This is a genomic window from Ensifer sp. LBL (assembly GCF_050435225.1).
GTDB lineage: Bacteria > Pseudomonadota > Alphaproteobacteria > Rhizobiales > Rhizobiaceae > Ensifer.
The window spans coordinates 163351-181342 of the sequence record NZ_JBNDJY010000003.1 but is presented as its reverse complement, the minus strand read 5'-3'; the positions used below and the strand labels follow the sequence as shown (position 1 = coordinate 181342).

The following is a 17992-nucleotide window of genomic DNA, read 5'->3' as shown; positions in this document are numbered from 1 at the left end:
GCCGAATTAACACGTTAAAATTGACAATGCTCAAGCTGGCATGAGACATTGTTTCGCGCTTTCGGAATTAGCACCTGTCAACTCTTGATTTAACGACCCGCATCCTCTTTGGTCATCCAGGGAGCAATCGAATGCAGGTAGAAAGAATTGCAGATCGTGAACGAACATCGTCGCAAGGATATCCATAATTCGGAGGTTCCAGCCGTCTGCGCCGCCTGCGAGGCGCGCCATGGCGGCGTTTGCGGCACGCTCACCCCGGATCAGCTGCTCGACCTCAGCCGCCATTCGACTCGCCGCAGCATCGAGCCCGGCCGCGAGGTCATCGGCCAGGGCGAAGCGACCGAGAGCTATGCCAACATCATCAACGGTGTCGTCAAGCTCAGCAAGGTTCTGGCCGACGGCCGGCAGCAGATCGTCGGCCTGCAGTTTGCCCCTGATTTCATGGGCCGGCCCTTTACCCGCGAAAGCGCCCTGACGGCGGAAGCAGCCGTCGATACCGACATCTGTTGTTTCCCGCGCACCGTCATCGATCGCCTGGTCTCCGAAGCGCCCAACCTCGAGCACCGGCTGCACGAGCAGGCGCTGAAGGAGCTCGACGAGGCGCGTGACTGGATGCTGACGCTCGGCCGCAAGACCGCGCAGGAAAAGGTCGCGAGTTTCCTCTACATCATCGCCACCCATATCGACCCGGAAAACGGCACCTCGAACGAGTTCGACCTGCCGCTGTCGCGCGCCGACATCGCCGACTATCTCGGCCTCACCATCGAGACCGTCAGCCGCCAGATCACCAAGCTCCGCAAGGAGAACGTCATCCGCATCGAAAACAGCCGCCACGTCACCGTGCCGAGCCTCGACCGGCTGATGCATGTGGCGGGCATCGACTGAGCGGCGCTCGGCGGCTCTCAGGCGCCCTGGCTCGACGTCGCACAAAACATCTGCACAAGATTGCCCCTCACCCTAACCCTCTCCCCGCAAGCGGGGAGAGGGAACGAGGACGGCCGCAGCGCCGCCTTCCGCGGCGCCGCCGTAGCTGAAAATCAAACGGGCCTGTGGAGAACGAGCGGGTGCTGCAACATCCCTTCTCCCCGTAGAAAACGGGGAGAAGGTGCCGGCAGGCGGATGAGGGGCGCAAGTCTTGACGAGAGCCGGCAGCCCTATGCCGTCACCGCGTAATCACGATCCGCGTGTTCGCCAGCCCGTGCTCCTTCGTGAGGGCGAAAAACTCTGCCGCATTGTTCGGATGCAATCGCACGCATCCGTGCGAGGCCGGGCGGCCGAGCCGCTTGATGTCGTAGGTGGCGTGGATGGCGTAGCCGCCGTTGAAGAACACGGCGTAAGGCATCGGCGCATCGTCGTACTTGCGCGAACGGTGGTTGCGCGAGAGCCACTTCGCACTCCAGCTGCCGCGTGGCGTCACATAGCCCTTGCGCGCCGTCGAGACCTTCCAGCGATACATCACGATGCCGTTCTGGCTGACGGTCATCGTCTGCGACGACAGGCTGATATCGGCAATCAGATTGGCGGCGTTCGCGGGTTGAACGGTAAACTGCAGCAGGGCGGCAATCAGCGCAGTCAGAAGGCTTTTGCGCATGCTTCTCTCTCCGGGAAGACGAACACGTACCGGTGGAACCAAACGTTCCAGGAGAATAACTGATCGAATATGATACGATCTTAATACATATGGAAAGCAGAGTCTTAATGCGAAGGTCAACTTCCGCGATCAAATCATTGCGATTGCAAGAACAAGCCCGGTCATGACCGTGCAGGCGCCGTAAAAGACAGCAATACCAGCGTCGATGTCTTCGCTTTTCGCAACCGCCCGGCCCGGCCCGTTGATCATCGGCTCGCTGACCTTGACGCCGCCATAGATGCGCGGGCCCGCAAGCTGCAGGTCAAGCGCGCCCGCCATGGCCGCTTCCGGCCAGCCGGAATTCGGCGAGCGGTGCAGGCCGTGGTCGCGAAGGCTCACGGTCAGAGCATCCTTCGCAGCGCTGGCACCACGATGGATCAGCCCCCCGGCCGAGATCAACAGGATCGAGAGCCTGGCAGCCGGCAGGTTGGCGACGTCGTCGAGCCGGGCCGAAGCCCAGCCGAAGTGCAGATATTTCGGCGACTTGTGGCCAATCATCGAATCGGCCGTGTTCAGCATCTTGTAGGCAAGAAGCCCCGGCAGGCCGGCAACGGCATACCAGAAGGCCGGTGCCACGACGCCATCGGAAAAGTTCTCGGCCAAGCTCTCGATCGCCGCGCGGCAGACCGCCGGTTCGTCGAGCGTTTTCGGATCGCGGCCGACGATCATCGACACGGCGGCACGTCCGCCTTCGAGCCCACCCTGTCGCAGGCCCTCGGCCACGCGACGCACGTGATCGGCAAGGCTCTTCTGCGCCAAGAAGACCGCGACCAGAACCGCCTCCAGCAGGAAGCCGAGCGGCCCGAAGACGGCGAACAGGCGATGCAGCAGATGGCCGAACCAGGCGCTGAGGCCAAGCAACAGCAGGATCGCGACGACGCCACGAAATTTGCGGGCGCCATCCTCCAGATCCTCGCGGTTCAGCCGGGCGTCGAAAAAGCCGATGGCCTTGCCGAAGAACACGACCGGATGCGGCACGCGCGCCCAGAGCCAGTCCGGATCGCCGACGACGCGATCGATCACCAGCGCCAGCGCGAGGATGAAAAGGATGGTCTCCGACACCTCAGAGCTCCATGCCGGCAAGCGCGTCCGCAAGCCGCCGGTCGCCCGCCGCGTCAGGTGCCAACCCGATCCTGAGCCAGCTCGGCGCATAGTCGAACTTGCGCGTGAGGATATGGGCCTTGCAGAGCCGCTCCTGCAGCAGCGCCGCCCGCGGATGCTCGACCAACACGAAAAGCCCTGTGCCGCCGACGCGGGCGAGCCCTGCCCCATCGAGAGCCGCGTCGAGGCCGGCGCGACGCTCGATGATCCCCGCTGCGATCGCCTTCGTGTCGCCCTGCATCAGCGCTTTCGAGATCGTCAGCGCCGGACCGGAGACGGCCCAGGGGCCGAGCCAGTCGGCAAAGGACGCAAGCACCGGCTCGGTCGCAACGACGAAACCCAGGCGCAGGCCCGCAAGGCCGAAGAACTTGCCGAAGGAGCGGAAGACGATGAGATTGCCCTGCCCCGGCACATGGCCGGCGACGCTCAGCTCCGGCTCGAGATCGCCGAATGCTTCGTCGACGAGCAGCAGCCCGCCGCTCGCTTTTTGCCTTGCGGCGATCGCCAAAAGCTCCGTCGGCGTCAAGGCGCGGCCGGTCGGGTTGTTGGGGTTGACGACGATGACAAGGCCATGTTCGGCCGTCAGCGCGTCGGCATCCGCGACGCGATCGACGGCAAAGCCGGCCGCCTCGAGCACGCGGGCATATTCGCCATAGGTCGGCCCGAAGATCGCGACGCGCCTGCCTGCCGGAGCAAGACGCGGCAGCAGCTGGATCACCGATTGCGTGCCCGGCACAGGCAACGGGAGCACGCCGTTGGTGCGGTAGTAGTCGGCGGCCGCGCGCCGCGCGTCATCCACCGTCTGCCGATCCGGCAGCCGGTGCCAGGCGCGCTCGGGCACTTCAGGCAAGGCGACGGGGCATGGGTTGATGCCGGTCGAGAGATCCAGCCAGTCTTCGAGCCGGCCGCCATAGCGCGCTGCGGCCTCGGTGATGCCGCCACCATGAACGATCGGCGCGCTCATGCCGCACCCGCGACGTCGATCAGATGCATGAAGGAACCGGCGACAGGGCCACGCCGGAGGCCTGCCTGGCCGAGATCCTCGCCGGCGGCGTCGCTGACGGCAAACAGCCGATCGGCCGCCCCTTCGGCGACGATGGTCGCATAGTGGAATTCGTGCGCCGTCATGGGTCCATCGAAGAAGGCGTTGTCGACAGGCACGACGCGGCGATAGCCGAGGTGCCGCCTGCGCTCGGCAAAACTGGTGACGAGTGGCAGCAGGCCGAGCATGTCGTAGCGTGCGCCATCGGCAGCGACAAGCCCTTCGCCAAGCACCATGTAGCCGCCGCATTCGCCAAAAATCCGGGCGTCGCGTTCGGCCGCCGAATGCATGCCCGAGCGGAAGCGGGCGGCGGCGCTTAAGCGCCCCGCATGAAGCTCCGGATAGCCGCCGGGCAGATAGACGGCATCGGCTTCTGCATCCGGCGCCTCGTCGGCGAGCGGCGAGAAGAAGGAAATCTCCGCGCCGCCTTGCCGCCAGCCGTAAAGCAGGTGCTCGTAACAAAAGGCAAAGGCGATATCGCGCGCGACCGCGATGCGCTGGCCGAACGGCCGCAACCGCCTGGTATCGGCGGCTGCCGGCACCGGCGGAAAAATCGTCGCGATCAGGCGGATGGCGTCGAGATCGCAGGCCGCCTCGACGCGCGCTGCCGCGGCCTCGATGAAGCCTTCGAGCGCCGAATGTTCGCCCGCCTGCACCAGGCCGAGATGGCGCTCCGGCAGTTGCAGCGCGCTGTCCTGCCGGAGCACGCCGAACACAGGCATGCGCACCTTGGCGAGCGCATCGCGCAGCATCATTTCATGCCGGTCGCTGCCGACCTTGTTGAGGATGACGCCGACCACCCGGATATCGTCGCGGTGATCCGCATAACCGCGCACCAGTGCGGCAACCGACTGGGACATGCGGGCGCAATCGACCACCAGAATGACAGCGAGGTTCAGCGTCGCGGCGAGATCAGCCGGCGTTCCCGAACCGTCGGCAGCCCCGTCGTGCAGCCCCATCATCGCCTCGACGATCAAGGTGCGCCCGCCGGCAGCCGCATGCGACGCATTCGCAAGCAGCAGTTCCGGGCGCATGGCCCAGGGGTCGTAGTTGAAGCAGGGCTCACCGGTCGCCGCCGCATGGAAGGCGGGATCGATATAGTCCGGCCCCGCCTTGCCGGGCGCGATCGCCACGCCGCGCTTCTTCAGCGCGCGCATCAGCCCGAGCGTCACCGTCGTCTTGCCGGAGCCGGACGATGGGGCGGCAATCAGCAATCCGCTCATGCCGGGTTCCTGAGAATGCGATTGGCGAAGGGGTCGGCGGCGAGCTTGCGCCCGTCGAGCGCGCCGATCCAGTCGAGTGCTGCGCGCAGTCGCACCACCTCGCCGACGACGACGATCGCCGGCGGCTCCAGCCCTGCCGCCGCGACATCGGCCTCCGCACGCGCAAGCGTCGTTTCCAGCACCGCCTGCTCCGGCGTCGCTGCGTTGCAGACGAAGGCAACAGGCTCGTCCGGCGAGCGGCCGCCGGCAATGAGGTTGGCGGCGATCGCGCCTATATGTTTCATCGCCATGTACATGACGATGACAGGCGATCCGCTGGCGATACCCTGCCAGTTGATGCGGTCCGGCACCAGGCCGGAGGAATCATGGCCAGTCAGGAACGTGACGGCGTGGTTGACCTCGCGGTGGGTCACCGGAATGCCGGCATAGGCAAGGCCACCGATGCCGGCGGTGATGCCGGGCACGATGCGAAACGGCACCTGATGCTCGACCAGCGTCAGCGCCTCCTCGCCGCCACGGCCGAAGACGAAGGGATCGCCGCCTTTGAGGCGCAGCACCCGGTTGCCGGCGCGCGCGAGCTCGACGAGGCGAAGCGAGATGTCGCGCTGCTTCGGCGATGGCTTGCCGCCGCGCTTGCCCGCAAACTCCAGCACGGCGCCCGGCCGCGCGAGCTTCAGGCAATCCTCGTTGACCAGCGCATCGTGCACGATCACATCCGCCTGGCGCAGCGCATTGGCCGCATGCAGCGTCAACAGGCCGGGATCGCCCGGGCCGGCGCCAACCAGCCAGACCGAACCTTTTTCGAGCGCCGGCAATCCGGCAAAGAGGTTGTCGATCATGCGTGCTGTCCCACCTGTATTTCGGCGCCGCCCAACGGCGCGCCTGACGCGATCTCTAAAGAACCGGATTCCATTCCTGAGCAAACCCGGACAAAAGATTGATTCAATTCAACAACATAGGCGCGCATCAGACAGCCTCCGCCGCCGGAATGCGCTTTTCAGCGCGCAAGGTCGCCGGCCCTGCGAGGGCCGCCGTCGCATGGGCGGAGACGATCTTCGGCACGATCAGAACGGCTTCGCTGCCGGCGCCGACGAGCGCTGCCCCTTCGGCGACACCATGGCAGCCGGTGTAGGCAAAGACGATCTCCGAGGGATTGGCGAGTCGCGAAGCTTCGGCTTCGAGCGTGGCGGCATCGTAGAACGCGGCCGGAACCGCGAAATGTTTTGCGACTGCCAGGATCGCCGGCTCCTCGGCGCGGGCATCGAGCGAGGCGACCAGACGCAGATCACTGGACGCGGCACCGGCATCGGCAAGCGCGCGCTCGGCAAGGGCGATCACCTCATCGGCCGGCGTGCGACGCTCGCAGCCGAGCCCGAGCACCAGCCCGGTTCCTGCCTTTGTCGTCTGTGCAGCGTGTTGGCCCGATGGCATCGGCGGCCGGCTCCCTTCGTCGGTTCTCCTTAACGAAGCGCCGGCTGGGACGAATGGTCCCGGCCGATCTGGACAGCACCGGCTGATGGCCCCCTGGCTGGGTCGGCCGCACCGGACGCTCTTTCAGTCCGCCGAAGCGGACGCCGTCGCATATCCTTCATTTTTACCGGAGCGCGAAAGGCCGGTCAAACCGGATTGCGCCATCGCCATGTCGCGTTTGAGGAACATCGTCATCCGCTCGCCCTATCGCAATGACAGCCCATCTTGGGCGCCCGTGCGCGCAAGAGCGCCTCCATCCAGAAAACCAGCGACTCAGGACAAGGCTTTGAATCTCTGCCGGTTTCGCAGTTCCGAAGCCTGCGTGAACAGCGACACCGCAACAGAAGGCTTTGCAAATCGCGCCGGGCTCTGACACAAGGCGGAAAATCCCGCCTGACATCTCCCCCTTTGAGTCCCCGCCGTGCAAGATCTCGCCTTCCACCTGCTCGCCTTCCTGTTCGTCGCCGCCTTCATTGCCGGCTTCATCGATTCGATCGCTGGCGGCGGCGGCATGATCACCATTCCGGCCATGTTGATTGCCGGCATCCCGCCCTTGCAGACGCTCGGCACCAACAAGCTGCAGGGATTGTTCGGCTCAGGCTCGGCCACGCTGTCCTATGCCCGGCGCGGCCATGTGAACCTGAAAGAGCAACTGCCGATGGCGCTGATGTCGGCGGCCGGCGCCGTGCTCGGCGCCCTGCTTGCGACCATCGTTCCCGGCGATGTGCTGAAGGCGATCCTGCCCTTCCTGTTGATCGCCATTGCGCTTTATTTCGGCCTGAAGCCGAACATGGGCGACGTCGACCAGCACAGCCGCGTCACGCCCTTCGTCTTCACGCTGACCCTGGTGCCGTTGATCGGCTTTTACGACGGCGTCTTCGGCCCTGGCACCGGCTCCTTCTTCATGCTCGGCTTCGTCACGCTTGCCGGCTTCGGCGTGTTGAAGGCGACGGCGCACACGAAGTTCCTCAACTTCGGCTCCAACGTCGGCGCCTTCGGCGTCTTCCTCTTTTTCGGCGCCGTCCTCTGGAAGGTCGGCCTACTGATGGGCCTCGGCCAGTTCCTCGGCGCCCAGGTCGGCTCGCGCTATGCCATGGCCAAGGGCGCCAAGATCATCAAGCCGCTGCTCGTCATCGTCTCGATCGCACTCGCGATCCGGCTGCTCGCCGATCCGATGCATCCCTTGAGGATCTGGCTGGGGCTTTGAGGCGCCGGCGCGGTCGGCAAGTTCTGCGCCGTCCTAATGGGCGCGCGGGTCGAGCCTACGAGGCGCGTGGGCCACACCGGCGGGCAGAGACCGCAAGCGCACGTCGGTTCTGCAATCCTCGATGACCGGCGAGCCGGATCGACAGGGCGCGGAGAGGCTTGCCGATAAACGGCAGAACTCTCATTCCGGCGCCAAGGCACGGGCCTTTGCGAGAAGGGTTTCGTCGCCGTCGCCCAAGACTTCCAGTAGGCGCTTCATCTCGGCGCCGAACACTTTCCAGAAATTCGGATCGCCGGTTCTGATCGCTGTCGCGTTGTCGATCAGGTCGGCGAGCTTGATGGTTTTCGCCGCCGCTGGCGCCAGTGCAAGGTGCTGGCGATCCAGTTCCTTACGCACCTGTCGGTTGCCGTGGAACGGGGTGGATATATCGGTGAGCCACGCAACCAGCGTTGCGACCTTGGGGCCGAACGCCTCCTTGATCTCCAACAGGGTCGCGTCGGTATCCTCGACCGTATCGTGAAGCAGCGCTGCGGCGATCATTTCGGGCGTATGGGGAACGCTTCGAACGATCTCCGCCACCGCAACCGGATGAACGATATAGGGCCGACCGTCATATTTGCGCTTCTGCTCCCCATGTGCTCGGGTCGCGAACTGAAGCGCACTGTTTTCGAGGTCGGTCATTTTTCTGCGTTCAACGCCGGCTTCCATCACTCAAACCCAATTCCAAGCCTTTAGAGACGAACCAGGCGACCTGCGCGTTCTAACGCGTCAGGTTGCATAGAACGGCGCGCTTGCCGGCCCGCGCGAATGTCGCGGGCGATCAACGTCTGACAGTTATGCCAAGATCCGGCGCACCAGATTTCGACCAGCACGAGCACTGTTCTCCGACCGGACCTGCGCCATAGCCGCATTCGTTGTCCCGGGTCTTGCAGAGCCGTGGGCGGCGCGCTTCGGCGAGCGCCTTGGCCTTGGCTTCATCCGCGGCCCTTTGCTTGCGCGTCGTTTTGGTTTTCGGTTTCGCCTTCTGGCTGGCCGACGTTTCCTGGGCCCGTGACGCACCGCTCTTCACGGTTTGCGCCTGCCCCGCCACGCCTGATGACAAGAACAGCAAGATCGATGCGACACCAAGTGCAGCTTTGAGAGTATTCTTCAAGGTTCACCCGTATTTAGCCTGTCGACGCTCTAACATGGGTGCGGCCTCCTGCCTATACAATCGCCCGGCGGAAGGAGCAGCCATCAAGGCTCGAATTTTGCCACCCTTCCGACACGGCGGACGACGAGGACAGCCTCCAGACTCGGCAAAAGATCCGGTAACCATGACGAAAGTCGGACAAGCCCGGCACTTGCACCTCTAGTCACTAGAGATTTCAAGATGATCCAGAATGCTTCGCCAGGCAGACGCTCACAGGGAGAGCCTACCCGGCGAACGCGCCTGTCTTGTCACTCCGCTCGCTCCAGAGGTTTCATGTCCACCACCCTTCCCGCCATGCTGATGCTCGTCGTCGGACTATCCACGCTGGCGCTGGCGATCCTCCGCCGCGTACAATCCGGCCGGTCGCCGGTCGTGCTGACCTATGGCGACGATGCCGAGGGGTTTGCGGGCAAGCTTTTCCGCCTGATCGTCGCGGCGCTGGTGATCCACCTTTTGGCGGTCGCCATGCTCCCGGCATCCGTCGATGCCGCCCTCGGACGGATTCCGGCGCTCGACACGCCCCTCCTTCACGCCGCCGGGCTGGCGCTGATGACGCTCGGCGGCGGGCTGACGATGCTGTCACAATGGGCGATGCGCCACTCCTGGAAGATCGGCATCCCTGAAAAGCAGGATACGCCGCTTGTGACCTCCGGCCTCTATGCCTTCTCGCGCAACCCGATCTATGTCGGGATGGTGACCGCGCTCATCGGCACGGTGCTGGCGGTGCCTAACGTCGTCTCGGTGGCGCTGGCGCTCTCGGCCTGGATCTCGATCTCCTACCAGATCCGCATGGAGGAAACCCACCTCGGCCGCGCCTTCGGCGACGCCTACGATGCCTATTGCAGGCGTGTCCGCCGGTGGGTGTGACCTCGGAATGCCGCCGCCTCAGGCGGCAGCATTGCCCGCCTCAACTGCGCGGCGTGGTCGCTCAAGGTCGATAAAATAGAGGGCCGCAAGCGCAGCCACGAGACCGGGCAACGCAAATTCCAGGAAGGAAGAGAACGAGACCACTGTAGACCCCGACATGACGTAGTCGTCGAGGCTGTGGCCCACGCCACCGGAAAACAGGAAAGCAAGGACGACCGTGATCCCCATGGCGAGCGACGTTGGGACATGCGCCATCGGCAACAAATGGCGCAGCACCAGCGCTTGCAGCGCCACGACGGCCCAGACCCTGTAGGCAATGGCCCAAGTCCACGGATCGAAGCTGCGCAACCGACCGATGAACGTGCTGTCCGGCGACGTGCCCGCTGACGGAACGAGGCCGACGAAGAGACCATAGGCAAGCGCGGCGGCAAGCGGGGCAATGAAACCGGCGACGATCAATGGCCGCACCAACGCCCATCCGTTCATTCCCGCCTCGGCTGTGACATCCGAAGGCACCAGCCCGCGGCGATCGGGAAACCAGAATGCCGTACATATCGCAGCGGACAAGGCGCCGACGAGGCCACCCAAAAGCATCGGAAAAACAATGGCGCCGGCTTCGCCATCGGTACTCGCCGGAACAAACAGAACCAGAAGCATGGCGCCGGCGTGCAAGCCGACACAAAGTGCTGCGAGCCAGGCCGAGCGGCGCCCGCGATCATAGACGAGCGTAAGCATCAAGGCCGCAGCCACGGCCGCCGCAAACGAACCGCCGTAATAGACGTTAAGCGCGAGCCACAGCACTTGCTCAGGCGCGACAGGCATCGACGGACCAGAAAGGGAGTTGAGGAATAACCCCAACATCAGCGCAACGATCATGGGGCCACAGGCGGTCGTACACCAGAAGAAGCGCATGTCTGAAGCGGCCCGCCTGCCACGGTGCATACGGCCGTCGCCAATTCCAGCGTCGGTGGCTGGCAACGCGTTGCCCGTCGCCACTTTGGCCGCGCCACGGCCCTGGCGCAGGCGCCATTCCCGATACAACCACAGGCCTGCACTGGTGCTGGACGCCAGTCCACCGGCGGCAGCCGAGATAAGAAAGAAAAGAGATCCCTGGAAGACTCTGGAAACAATGCCCGCCTTGGCTGACTGCGCAACATCGGTGGGAGCCGTTTCGGCGGGGTTCCAGCTCCCGACAACGATACACAGGAGATAGGCGGCTACGAAACCGATCACGGTTACGAAACCACACCCCGCCGACAGGACAAGAAGCTGCCAGCTCGTGCGAACAAAGCGACTGAGCGCGATTGTCAACCGGGCGCTGATCATCGCTGGCGAGGCGCACAGAAACGCGATCAAGACCATATATGCGCCAGTCTGCCCGGTCAGGGGGAAGAGGGCGCCAGTAACAATCGCCACCAATGCCACGGTAATCCATGTCGCGAAAGGAAGGTACGACCGTGCCAGACGTTCGCGCCAATCATCCGTTATCTGCATGCTGTTACCCCCACCAGACACAACTTTTTCGTGCAGCACGATTGCTATTTGACTGAGACGAACATTTCAAGAACATTGCGCCTGTATACACGCCATATCTGTCCGCTCTACTCTCCCCGCTAGTTAACAGTTGTAGCCCTTCCGGCGGCCACTGTTCCACCCTCAGGCGACGGCATTCTCAACTTGGAGCGGACGGCGCAAAGGACCGCGGCGGATCAGAACGACGGCTGAAAGGCCGGCGACGACGCTGGTAAGACCAAGCCCGAGGAAGGTGGCCGCCGATATCGGCACGATCTTCCGAAGAATGTCCTCGCTCAGGCTATGTGCCATTGCGCCGCCGAGGAGAAAGGCTGCAAGCGAGAGGATGACGATGGCGACGCCCGGCCGGGCGGCCCTGTCTTTGAGAAACTGGTCGAGCATCATCGTCATCAAGGCCACAACGGCCCAGACCCGATAGTTCAAGACCCACGTCTCGGCCGCGCCAACCTGCCTGCCACCGTTGAACAGGTCCTGCGGCGCGATGCCAAACATTTGCGCGGCGACGGCCAAAAGGCAGCAAACAAGCGCAGCCACAGTGGGTGCCGCAAAGCCGGCGATCACCAGCGCGCGCATCAAACCCCGCGCTGAGGCTGTCTGTTCCGCAGTCTGCGCACCAAGGCCACGCCGATCGGGAAACCACATCGCGGCGCAGATGGCAGCCGAAAGAGCACCGAGAAGGCCGCCGAAAAGCAACAGAAACGCCTGATTGCTGGTAGTATTGTCTGCACAATCAAACAGAAGCGTGAAGACCGCTCCGACGTGCAAGCCGATAAACAGGGCCGCAAGCCAGGCCGAGCGGCGTGAGCGATTGGATACGAACGCAAGAACCAGCACCGCGCTGATTGCGACGGCGTAAGTGCCACCGAAATAGTATCTCAGCGCCGCCCACGGCAGTTTGTCTGCGCTGATCGCGTTTTGCGGCCAGAAAATCATCTCCAGAATTATCAGCGGCAGGATAACGACCAAGGGGCCGATGAGAATCGATAGCCAGAAGTAGCGTTCGTCTGCCCGCGATTGGCGGCTGCGAATGTACGGCTCGCGCGCGACAACCACCGAAGGCATCGAAGCGGCCGTCCCGCCCGGTTCGCCATCAGCGCGATTGCGTTGCACCCGCCTGTCTCGCAGCAGCCACAGCCCCAAGGTCGCCCCGGCCATGAGCGCACCGGCGACCGAGAACACCAGCAGATCGGACGCCGGTCCGTAACGCGCCAGCACCGCATAAGGCACCGCATATCTACGGGGGTCCCAACTCGCAAAATACATGGTCAAAGTGTAGACGCCGACAAACCCGGCAACCGTGCCGAAACCACAGATGCAGGAAAGCGCCAGCAACTGCCAGCTATTGCGAACCGGTCGGCTGAACGCGACCGTCAACCGCGCCGCGACCATTGCCGGAAAGATACTGAGGAGGGGAACAATAAGCTTAAAGGGGCAGAGCGAAGCCGATGCCACAAGGTGGACGGCAGCCCAGGTGACCGCCAGCGCAGCCGTCACTGACGCTGCAAAGGAAGGATAGTCCGTATCAAGGCGCTTGCGCCTATCGTCACCATCCCACATGCAGCTCTCCCAATCCACAACCATTTCGTGTATCAGGATTGCGGCTTGATTGAGGCGAACATTAAGGGAACAAATTCGCGCGAGGCAGGCGCGTAGAAATTCAGAAAACTGCGATCAACAGTGCCCCTGTCGCAATCAAGGCAACGCCAAGCCAGTTCATCAGGTTGAGCTTTTCGCCGAGGAACAGCACGCCGAAGATCGCGACCATCACGATCGAGAGCTTGTCGATGGGGGCGACACGGGCGGCGTCGCCGAGTTTCAGCGCCCGGAAATAGGCAAGCCAGGAGGCGCCGGTGGCAAGGCCCGACAGCGCCAGGAACAGCCAGGTGCGGCCGGGGATTTCGGACGGCTTCTGCCATTGCCCGGTCGCCGCCACGATGGCGGCGATTACGCAGAGGATGACGACGGTGCGGATCAGCGTTGCGAAGTCGGAGTTGATCTGCGCAACCCCGACCTTGGCAAACACGGCCGTGAGCGCAGCAAAGGCCGCCGAAAGCAGTGCCCAGAACTGCCAGCTCTGGCTCATCAGAATTCGACGCCCTGCTGCGCCTTGATGCCGGAGCGGAACGGATGCTTGATCAGCTCCATCTCAGTGACGAGGTCGGCGATCTCGATCAGGTCTTCCTTGGCGTTGCGGCCGGTGAGCACCACGTGGGTCATATGCGGCTTTTCCTCTTTCAGGAAGCGCACGACCTCGGCGACGTCGATATAGTCGTAGCGCAGCGCGATGTTGATCTCGTCGAGCAGCACCATCGAGTTGCGCTCGTCGCGGATCAGTTCCTTCGCCTTCTCCCAGGCCTTTTCCGCCATCGCCACGTCGCGGGCGCGGTCCTGCGTTTCCCAGGTAAAACCTTCGCCGAGCGTATAGAACTGGCAGACATCGCCAAAGTGCTTCTCGATCAGCTCGCGTTCGCCGGTTGCCATCGCGCCTTTGATGAACTGCACGACGGCGCAGGGCATGCCATGGGCGATATGGCGGAAGATCATGCCGAAGCCGGCGGTCGACTTGCCCTTGCCCTTGCCGGTGTTGACGATGATCAGACCCTTTTCGTCGGTCTTGGTCGCCATGATCTTTTCGCGTGCCGCCTTCTTCTTCGCCATCTTCATGGCGTGGCGGGCATCATCCTTCTCGGCCGGGGCTTCGCCGCCCATTGTCGTCTCGTCGCTCATGTTCACTCCCTCGGTTCTCAAGTCGGGATGGGCAGCTGCCCTCGTCCCGCTTCGGCTCCTTCACTGAACAGCGAAACGGAACCAGGTCTTTGTTTCCAAGCAATTCCGGACGGAAAACCGCCAGCCCGGAACCGCTCTATTCGTTGCCGGCGCGACGCCGCGTTGCGGCCATGCCGATGCCGGCGAGTTCAAATCGCGCCGAGTTCGAGCGCGGGGTCCAGAGATTGCGGTCGATCGCCTCAAGGAAACGTTCGGCCAATTCGGCAAAGGCCGCCGGGTTCTTGTCGCGCAGGAAATCCGCCACGCGCTCGTCGACGACGAAGGCCTGATAGGCCGCCTCGAAATGATGGTCGCGCACGGCCCCCGTGGTCGCCGCAAAGGCGAACATGTAATCGACCGTGGCGGCGATCTCGAAGGCGCCCTTGTAGCCGTGGCGCATGACGCCATCGATCCATTTCGGATTGACGACGCGCGCCCTGACCACCCGGCCGATCTCTTCTTCGAGCGAGCGGATCACCGGCTTTTCCGGCCGGGAATGGTCGTTGTGGTAGATCGCCGGGCGGTGTCCGCCGAGCTGTTCGGCAGCAGCACTCATGCCGCCTTCGAACTGGTAGTAGTCGTCGCTGTCGAGCAGATCGTGTTCGCGGTTGTCCTGGTTCTGCACCACCGCCTCGATCGTGCGCAGGCGTTCCTCGAAGAGGTCGCGCTCGGCCTTGCCCTCTTCGCCGGCGCCATAGGCGTAGGCGCCCCAGGTGAGATAGGCCTCGGCGAGATCGGCCTTGGTTTCCCAGCCCTTCTCGTCGATCAATGCCTGCAGGCCGGCGCCATAGGCGCCGGGCTTGGCGCCGAAGACGCGGTAGGAGGCGCGACGTGCTGCCTCGGCCGCCTCGACGCCTTCGGCCTCCAGCCGCCGGCTTTCCGCCCGCATGCGCGCCGCGATCATGTTGTCGGCATCGTCCTCTTCCAGCGCGCCGACGGCGCGGATCGCCTTGTCGAAGAGCGCGATCTGATCCGGGAAGGCATCGCGGAAGAATCCGGAAATGCGCAAGGTCACATCGACGCGCGGCCGGCCGAGGACTGCGAGCGGCAGGATCTCGTAGCCCATCACCCGGCGCGAGACCATGTCCCAGGTGGGCTTGGCGCCGATGAGCGCGAGCGCCTGGGCGATGTCGTCGCCGCCGGTGCGCATGTTCGCCGTGCCCCAGGCCGTCAGCCCGAAGGAGGATGGCCACTCGCCGTGATCCTGCAGATAGCGGCGGATCAGAAGCTCGGCCGATTTCTTGCCAAGCTCGTAGGCCGCCGGCGTCGGCACCGAGCGACTGTCGACGGAGTAGAAATTGCGTCCGGTCGGCAGCACGTCCGGCCGCCCGCGCGTCGGCGCACCGGAGGGTCCGGGGGCAACGAAGCGGCCGTCGAGGCCGGTGAGGAACCCGGTCATTTCGGCGGCGCCCGAGCCTGAGATCGAGGGTTTCAGGCGGGTGTCGATTTCGGAGAGCACGGCGCGGGTGTGGAGCCAGCCATCAGGGCAATTCTGCTCGCTCGCCACCAGTTTCGCCGCCAGCAGCTCGATGCGTTCGACCGTGTCGCCATTGGTGCGCCAGGGGGCATCGGAGAGGTCGGCGAAGATCGCTGGCTTCGGGCCAGTCCATGGGTCGGACATGACGCAATCGAGCGGGTCGAAGGATTGGGCGTCGCGTGCGGGGCTGCCCCCCTCAGACGCCGCGTGACCGGAAGGCACCCCGTCACGCAACCCCGCATCCGCCGCGATCGCCCGTTGCAGGCTCTGGTCGCCGCCTTCGCCTAGCCCGCGCGGCACGCGCGCCAGCGCCACGGTGAGGTCTGTCAGCAAGCGCCCTTCCGGCGCCAGGCCGAAGACGTGCAGGCCGTCGCGGATCTGCATTTCCTTGAGGTCGCAGAGATAGGCGTCGAGCTTCTCCAGCGCCTTGTCGTCGCTGTCGCCCTTGTCGATGCCGGCATCACTGTCGAGCCCGATGTCGCGCACGAGGTCGAGGATCTGGCGGCTGAGCAGACGCAGGCGCCGCGGGTCGCCGCCGGCGGCATCGTAGTATTCGTCGACCAGCGCTTCCAGGTCCTTCAGCGGCCCGTAGGACTCGGCGCGCGTCAAGGGCGGCGTCAGGTGATCGATGATGACGGCGCTGGTGCGGCGCTTGGCCTGCGTGCCTTCGCCCGGATCGTTGACGATGAAGGGATAGATGTGCGGCAGTGGCCCGAAGATCGCCTCGGGATAACAGGTCTCCGACAGCGCCAAGGCCTTGCCCGGCAGCCATTCAAGATTGCCGTGTTTGCCCATATGCACGATCGCCTGTGCGCCGAATTGCTGGCGCAGGAAGGCGTAGAAGGCGAGGTAGCCGTGCGGCGGCACGAGGTCCGGCGAGTGGTAGCTTTCCTTCGGATCGATGTTGTAGCCGCGCGCCGGCTGGATGCCGACGATCACTTCGCCGAAGCGGGCGAGCGGCAGCGCGAAGGCACCGTCGAGGAAGAAGGGATCGGCCTCCGGCGCACCCCAGCGCCCCGCGACTTGATCCTGAATCTGTTTCGGAAGCGAATCGAAGAACGATTTGTAATCGTTCAGCGAAATGCACTCGCGGATTTCGCGATCATGGCTTGCCGAATTGGTCGGGCCGGCCATCAGGTACCGCATCAGCGCGTCGCCGTCGGCGGGAACCTCGGCGACCGCATAGCCTTCCCGCGCCATGGCGCCAAGCACCTCGACGGTACCGGCCGGGGTATCGAGCCCGACACCATTGCCGAGGCGACCGTCGCGGTTCGGATAGTTGGCCATGACGATGGCGATACGGCGCTCAGGCGGCTCTGCCCGACGCAGCTTCGCCCAGTTGACCGCAAGGTCAGCGGCAAAGCGCACCCGGTCTTCGAGCGGCTCGTGCCCGACGATATTGGCCTCGACCTTGGCGTCGTAGATCGACGCCGCCTTGAACGAGACAGCGCGCGCAAGAATACGGCCGTCGACTTCCGGCAGCGCGACGTTCATCGCCAGATCGCGCGCCATCAGCCCCTGCGGCGACGTTTCCCACTGTGCCCGCGACGAGCCGGAGAAGATCACCTGCAGGACAGGCGCACCGGTCGATTCCAGCACGGTCGGTTGACGATCGGCACCGGGCGACGAGACGGCAAAACCGGTGGCGTTCATCACCACGTCGGGTGCAGCTTCAGCAAAGATCGCCTGCAGCGTGCCGACGGAAACGGCATCCTTGAGGCTGGAGACGAAGACCGGCAGCGCGCGCACACCTTGTTTCGCCAACGCGTCGATCAGCGCCTCGACCGGCCGTGTCTCGCCGCTCTGGACGAGGGCGCGGTAAAAGCAAATTGCGACTGTCGGGGGTTCGAATCCCTCCCCCGCTACCACTTGCCCGCAACCTTGCTGAATATACGCCAACCACTCCGAAACGCCGATCACGCCCTTACCCGGCCACCAGATTCCGGCCTTCAGCAGCGGCTTGGCTGGCTGCGGCTTCTCGGCACCGGTGACCAGCGCCGCGGCATAGTCGAGGAAGAGGCCGGCATTGTCGGCGCCGCCTTCGGTAAAATAGGCCCAGAGGCGCTGGCGGTCGTCGGCTGCGACGGTGGAGAAAGGCTCAAGCCCCGGATCCGGCTTGTCGTCGCCCGGCAGCACCGCGATCTGGAAACGGTGGGTGACGGCGGCCGCATGCAGGGCTTCGAGCAGATAGCGGAAGTAGCTGGCGCCACCGAGTGGCCGGACGACGATCAGCTTGGCGTGACGCGCCGTGCGCTCGACATAGGTATCGACCGACATCGGGTGCATCAGGCTCATCAGGCTGGCGATGCGCAGGCTCAAGCCTCCGTCGCGTCGGCCGTGAGCCGCGGCGATCGAGGAGAGCTCGGTGTCGGCGGCCGAGAGGAAAAGGATATCGGCCGGCGTTTGCCCAAGGTCGATCGCCTCGTTGCCGTCGGCGATCGTTCCTTTCTGGGCGAGAAGCAGATGCATTCGTCTTGTCCGTTG

General features: G+C 64.3%; 17 protein-coding genes. 4 read left to right on the top strand and 13 right to left on the bottom strand.

What is annotated here, in order from left to right; genetic code table 11:
- Positions 1-147 precede the first annotated feature (147 nt).
- Positions 148-885, top strand: coding sequence for a Crp/Fnr family transcriptional regulator (locus OKW20_RS12555; protein WP_052201805.1), 738 nt, complete (start codon positions 148-150; stop codon positions 883-885).
- 277 nt (positions 886-1162) lie between these two features.
- Here OKW20_RS12555 and OKW20_RS12550 read toward each other — a convergent pair whose 3' ends face one another.
- From OKW20_RS12550 to OKW20_RS12525, 6 genes are all read right to left on the bottom strand, one after another.
- Entirely contained in the window at positions 1163-1591 is a 429-nt protein-coding gene (locus OKW20_RS12550) for a L,D-transpeptidase (protein ID WP_043617351.1), read from the bottom strand.
- Between the two features lie 129 nt (positions 1592-1720).
- Positions 1721-2692, bottom strand: a complete 972-nt coding sequence (cbiB, locus tag OKW20_RS12545) for an adenosylcobinamide-phosphate synthase CbiB (protein WP_429172606.1) — start codon at positions 2690-2692, stop codon at positions 1721-1723.
- Position 2693: 1 nt separating this feature from the next.
- Entirely contained in the window at positions 2694-3695 is a 1002-nt protein-coding gene (gene cobD, locus OKW20_RS12540) for a threonine-phosphate decarboxylase CobD (protein ID WP_429172604.1), read from the bottom strand.
- Positions 3692-4996, bottom strand: coding sequence for a cobyrinate a,c-diamide synthase (locus tag OKW20_RS12535; protein ID WP_429172601.1), 1305 nt, complete (start codon positions 4994-4996; stop codon positions 3692-3694). Before OKW20_RS12535 ends, cobD begins: the two co-directional genes overlap by 4 nt.
- Positions 4993-5832 (bottom strand): uroporphyrinogen-III C-methyltransferase, encoded by an 840-nt coding sequence (gene cobA / locus OKW20_RS12530; RefSeq protein ID WP_429173431.1) that lies wholly within the window; start codon positions 5830-5832, stop codon positions 4993-4995. Before cobA ends, OKW20_RS12535 begins: the two co-directional genes overlap by 4 nt.
- Before the next feature lie 130 nt (positions 5833-5962).
- Complete coding sequence (locus OKW20_RS12525) at positions 5963-6427, bottom strand: cobalamin biosynthesis protein (RefSeq protein WP_043617367.1); 465 nt, start codon at positions 6425-6427, stop codon at positions 5963-5965.
- Positions 6428-6512: 85 nt separating this feature from the next.
- On the opposite strand from OKW20_RS12525, the gene OKW20_RS12520 reads away from it, so the two are divergent.
- Together OKW20_RS12520 and OKW20_RS12515 are read left to right on the top strand one after the other, a co-directional pair.
- Complete coding sequence (locus OKW20_RS12520) at positions 6513-6839, top strand: hypothetical protein (RefSeq protein ID WP_156134091.1); 327 nt, start codon at positions 6513-6515, stop codon at positions 6837-6839.
- Between the two features lie 48 nt (positions 6840-6887).
- Positions 6888-7673: a TSUP family transporter gene (locus OKW20_RS12515; protein WP_043617370.1), complete on the top strand. Its 786-nt coding sequence runs from the start codon at positions 6888-6890 to the stop codon at positions 7671-7673.
- Between the two features lie 180 nt (positions 7674-7853).
- Here the strand turns inward: OKW20_RS12515 and OKW20_RS12510 are convergent, their stop codons facing one another.
- Together OKW20_RS12510 and OKW20_RS12505 are read right to left on the bottom strand one after the other, a co-directional pair.
- Positions 7854-8354 (bottom strand): HD domain-containing protein, encoded by a 501-nt coding sequence (locus tag OKW20_RS12510; protein WP_429172598.1) that lies wholly within the window; start codon positions 8352-8354, stop codon positions 7854-7856.
- Between the two features lie 139 nt (positions 8355-8493).
- On the bottom strand, positions 8494-8826 hold the full coding sequence (locus OKW20_RS12505) for a hypothetical protein (protein ID WP_156134093.1): 333 nt from the start codon (positions 8824-8826) through the stop codon (positions 8494-8496).
- Positions 8827-9138: 312 nt separating this feature from the next.
- Here OKW20_RS12505 and OKW20_RS12500 point away from each other — a divergent pair, with 312 nt between their 5' ends.
- Positions 9139-9732: a methyltransferase family protein gene (locus OKW20_RS12500; protein WP_429172595.1), complete on the top strand. Its 594-nt coding sequence runs from the start codon at positions 9139-9141 to the stop codon at positions 9730-9732.
- Positions 9733-9750: 18 nt separating this feature from the next.
- Here the strand turns inward: OKW20_RS12500 and OKW20_RS12495 are convergent, their stop codons facing one another.
- The 5 genes from OKW20_RS12495 to cobN all read right to left on the bottom strand — a co-directional run bounded on the left by OKW20_RS12495 (position 9751) and on the right by cobN (position 17977).
- The gene (locus tag OKW20_RS12495; RefSeq protein WP_429172592.1) at positions 9751-11226 is read right to left on the bottom strand and encodes a hypothetical protein; all 1476 of its coding nucleotides are present in this window, start codon (positions 11224-11226) and stop codon (positions 9751-9753) included.
- A 162-nt stretch (positions 11227-11388) separates the two neighbouring features.
- On the bottom strand, positions 11389-12822 hold the full coding sequence (locus tag OKW20_RS12490) for a hypothetical protein (protein WP_429172589.1): 1434 nt from the start codon (positions 12820-12822) through the stop codon (positions 11389-11391).
- A gap of 100 nt (positions 12823-12922) precedes the next feature.
- Positions 12923-13348: an EamA family transporter gene (locus OKW20_RS12485; protein WP_429172587.1), complete on the bottom strand. Its 426-nt coding sequence runs from the start codon at positions 13346-13348 to the stop codon at positions 12923-12925.
- Complete coding sequence (cobO, locus tag OKW20_RS12480) at positions 13348-13992, bottom strand: cob(I)yrinic acid a,c-diamide adenosyltransferase (protein ID WP_429172584.1); 645 nt, start codon at positions 13990-13992, stop codon at positions 13348-13350. Before cobO ends, OKW20_RS12485 begins: the two co-directional genes overlap by 1 nt.
- A 136-nt stretch (positions 13993-14128) precedes the next feature.
- Positions 14129-17977 (bottom strand): cobaltochelatase subunit CobN, encoded by a 3849-nt coding sequence (cobN, locus tag OKW20_RS12475; RefSeq protein WP_429172582.1) that lies wholly within the window; start codon positions 17975-17977, stop codon positions 14129-14131.
- Positions 17978-17992 lie beyond the last annotated feature (15 nt).

Excerpts from the sequence above, each read along its gene's own strand:
- OKW20_RS12550 (WP_043617351.1), bottom strand. The coding sequence starts at position 1,591 with ATGCGCAAAAGCCTTCTGACTGCGCTGATTGCCGCCCTGCTGCAGTTT.
- cobD (WP_429172604.1), bottom strand. The coding sequence starts at position 3,695 with ATGAGCGCGCCGATCGTTCATGGTGGCGGCATCACCGAGGCCGCAGCG.
- cobN (WP_429172582.1), bottom strand. The coding sequence starts at position 17,977 with ATGCATCTGCTTCTCGCCCAGAAAGGAACGATCGCCGACGGCAACGAG.
- OKW20_RS12490 (WP_429172589.1), bottom strand. The coding sequence starts at position 12,822 with ATGTGGGATGGTGACGATAGGCGCAAGCGCCTTGATACGGACTATCCT.
- OKW20_RS12525 (WP_043617367.1), bottom strand. The coding sequence starts at position 6,427 with ATGCCATCGGGCCAACACGCTGCACAGACGACAAAGGCAGGAACCGGG.
- OKW20_RS12535 (WP_429172601.1), bottom strand. The coding sequence starts at position 4,996 with ATGAGCGGATTGCTGATTGCCGCCCCATCGTCCGGCTCCGGCAAGACG.
- OKW20_RS12510 (WP_429172598.1), bottom strand. The coding sequence starts at position 8,354 with ATGACCGACCTCGAAAACAGTGCGCTTCAGTTCGCGACCCGAGCACAT.
- OKW20_RS12520 (WP_156134091.1), top strand. The coding sequence starts at position 6,513 with ATGGCCCCCTGGCTGGGTCGGCCGCACCGGACGCTCTTTCAGTCCGCC.
- cobO (WP_429172584.1), bottom strand. The coding sequence starts at position 13,992 with ATGAGCGACGAGACGACAATGGGCGGCGAAGCCCCGGCCGAGAAGGAT.
- OKW20_RS12485 (WP_429172587.1), bottom strand. The coding sequence starts at position 13,348 with ATGAGCCAGAGCTGGCAGTTCTGGGCACTGCTTTCGGCGGCCTTTGCT.
- OKW20_RS12495 (WP_429172592.1), bottom strand. The coding sequence starts at position 11,226 with ATGCAGATAACGGATGATTGGCGCGAACGTCTGGCACGGTCGTACCTT.
- OKW20_RS12500 (WP_429172595.1), top strand. The coding sequence starts at position 9,139 with ATGTCCACCACCCTTCCCGCCATGCTGATGCTCGTCGTCGGACTATCC.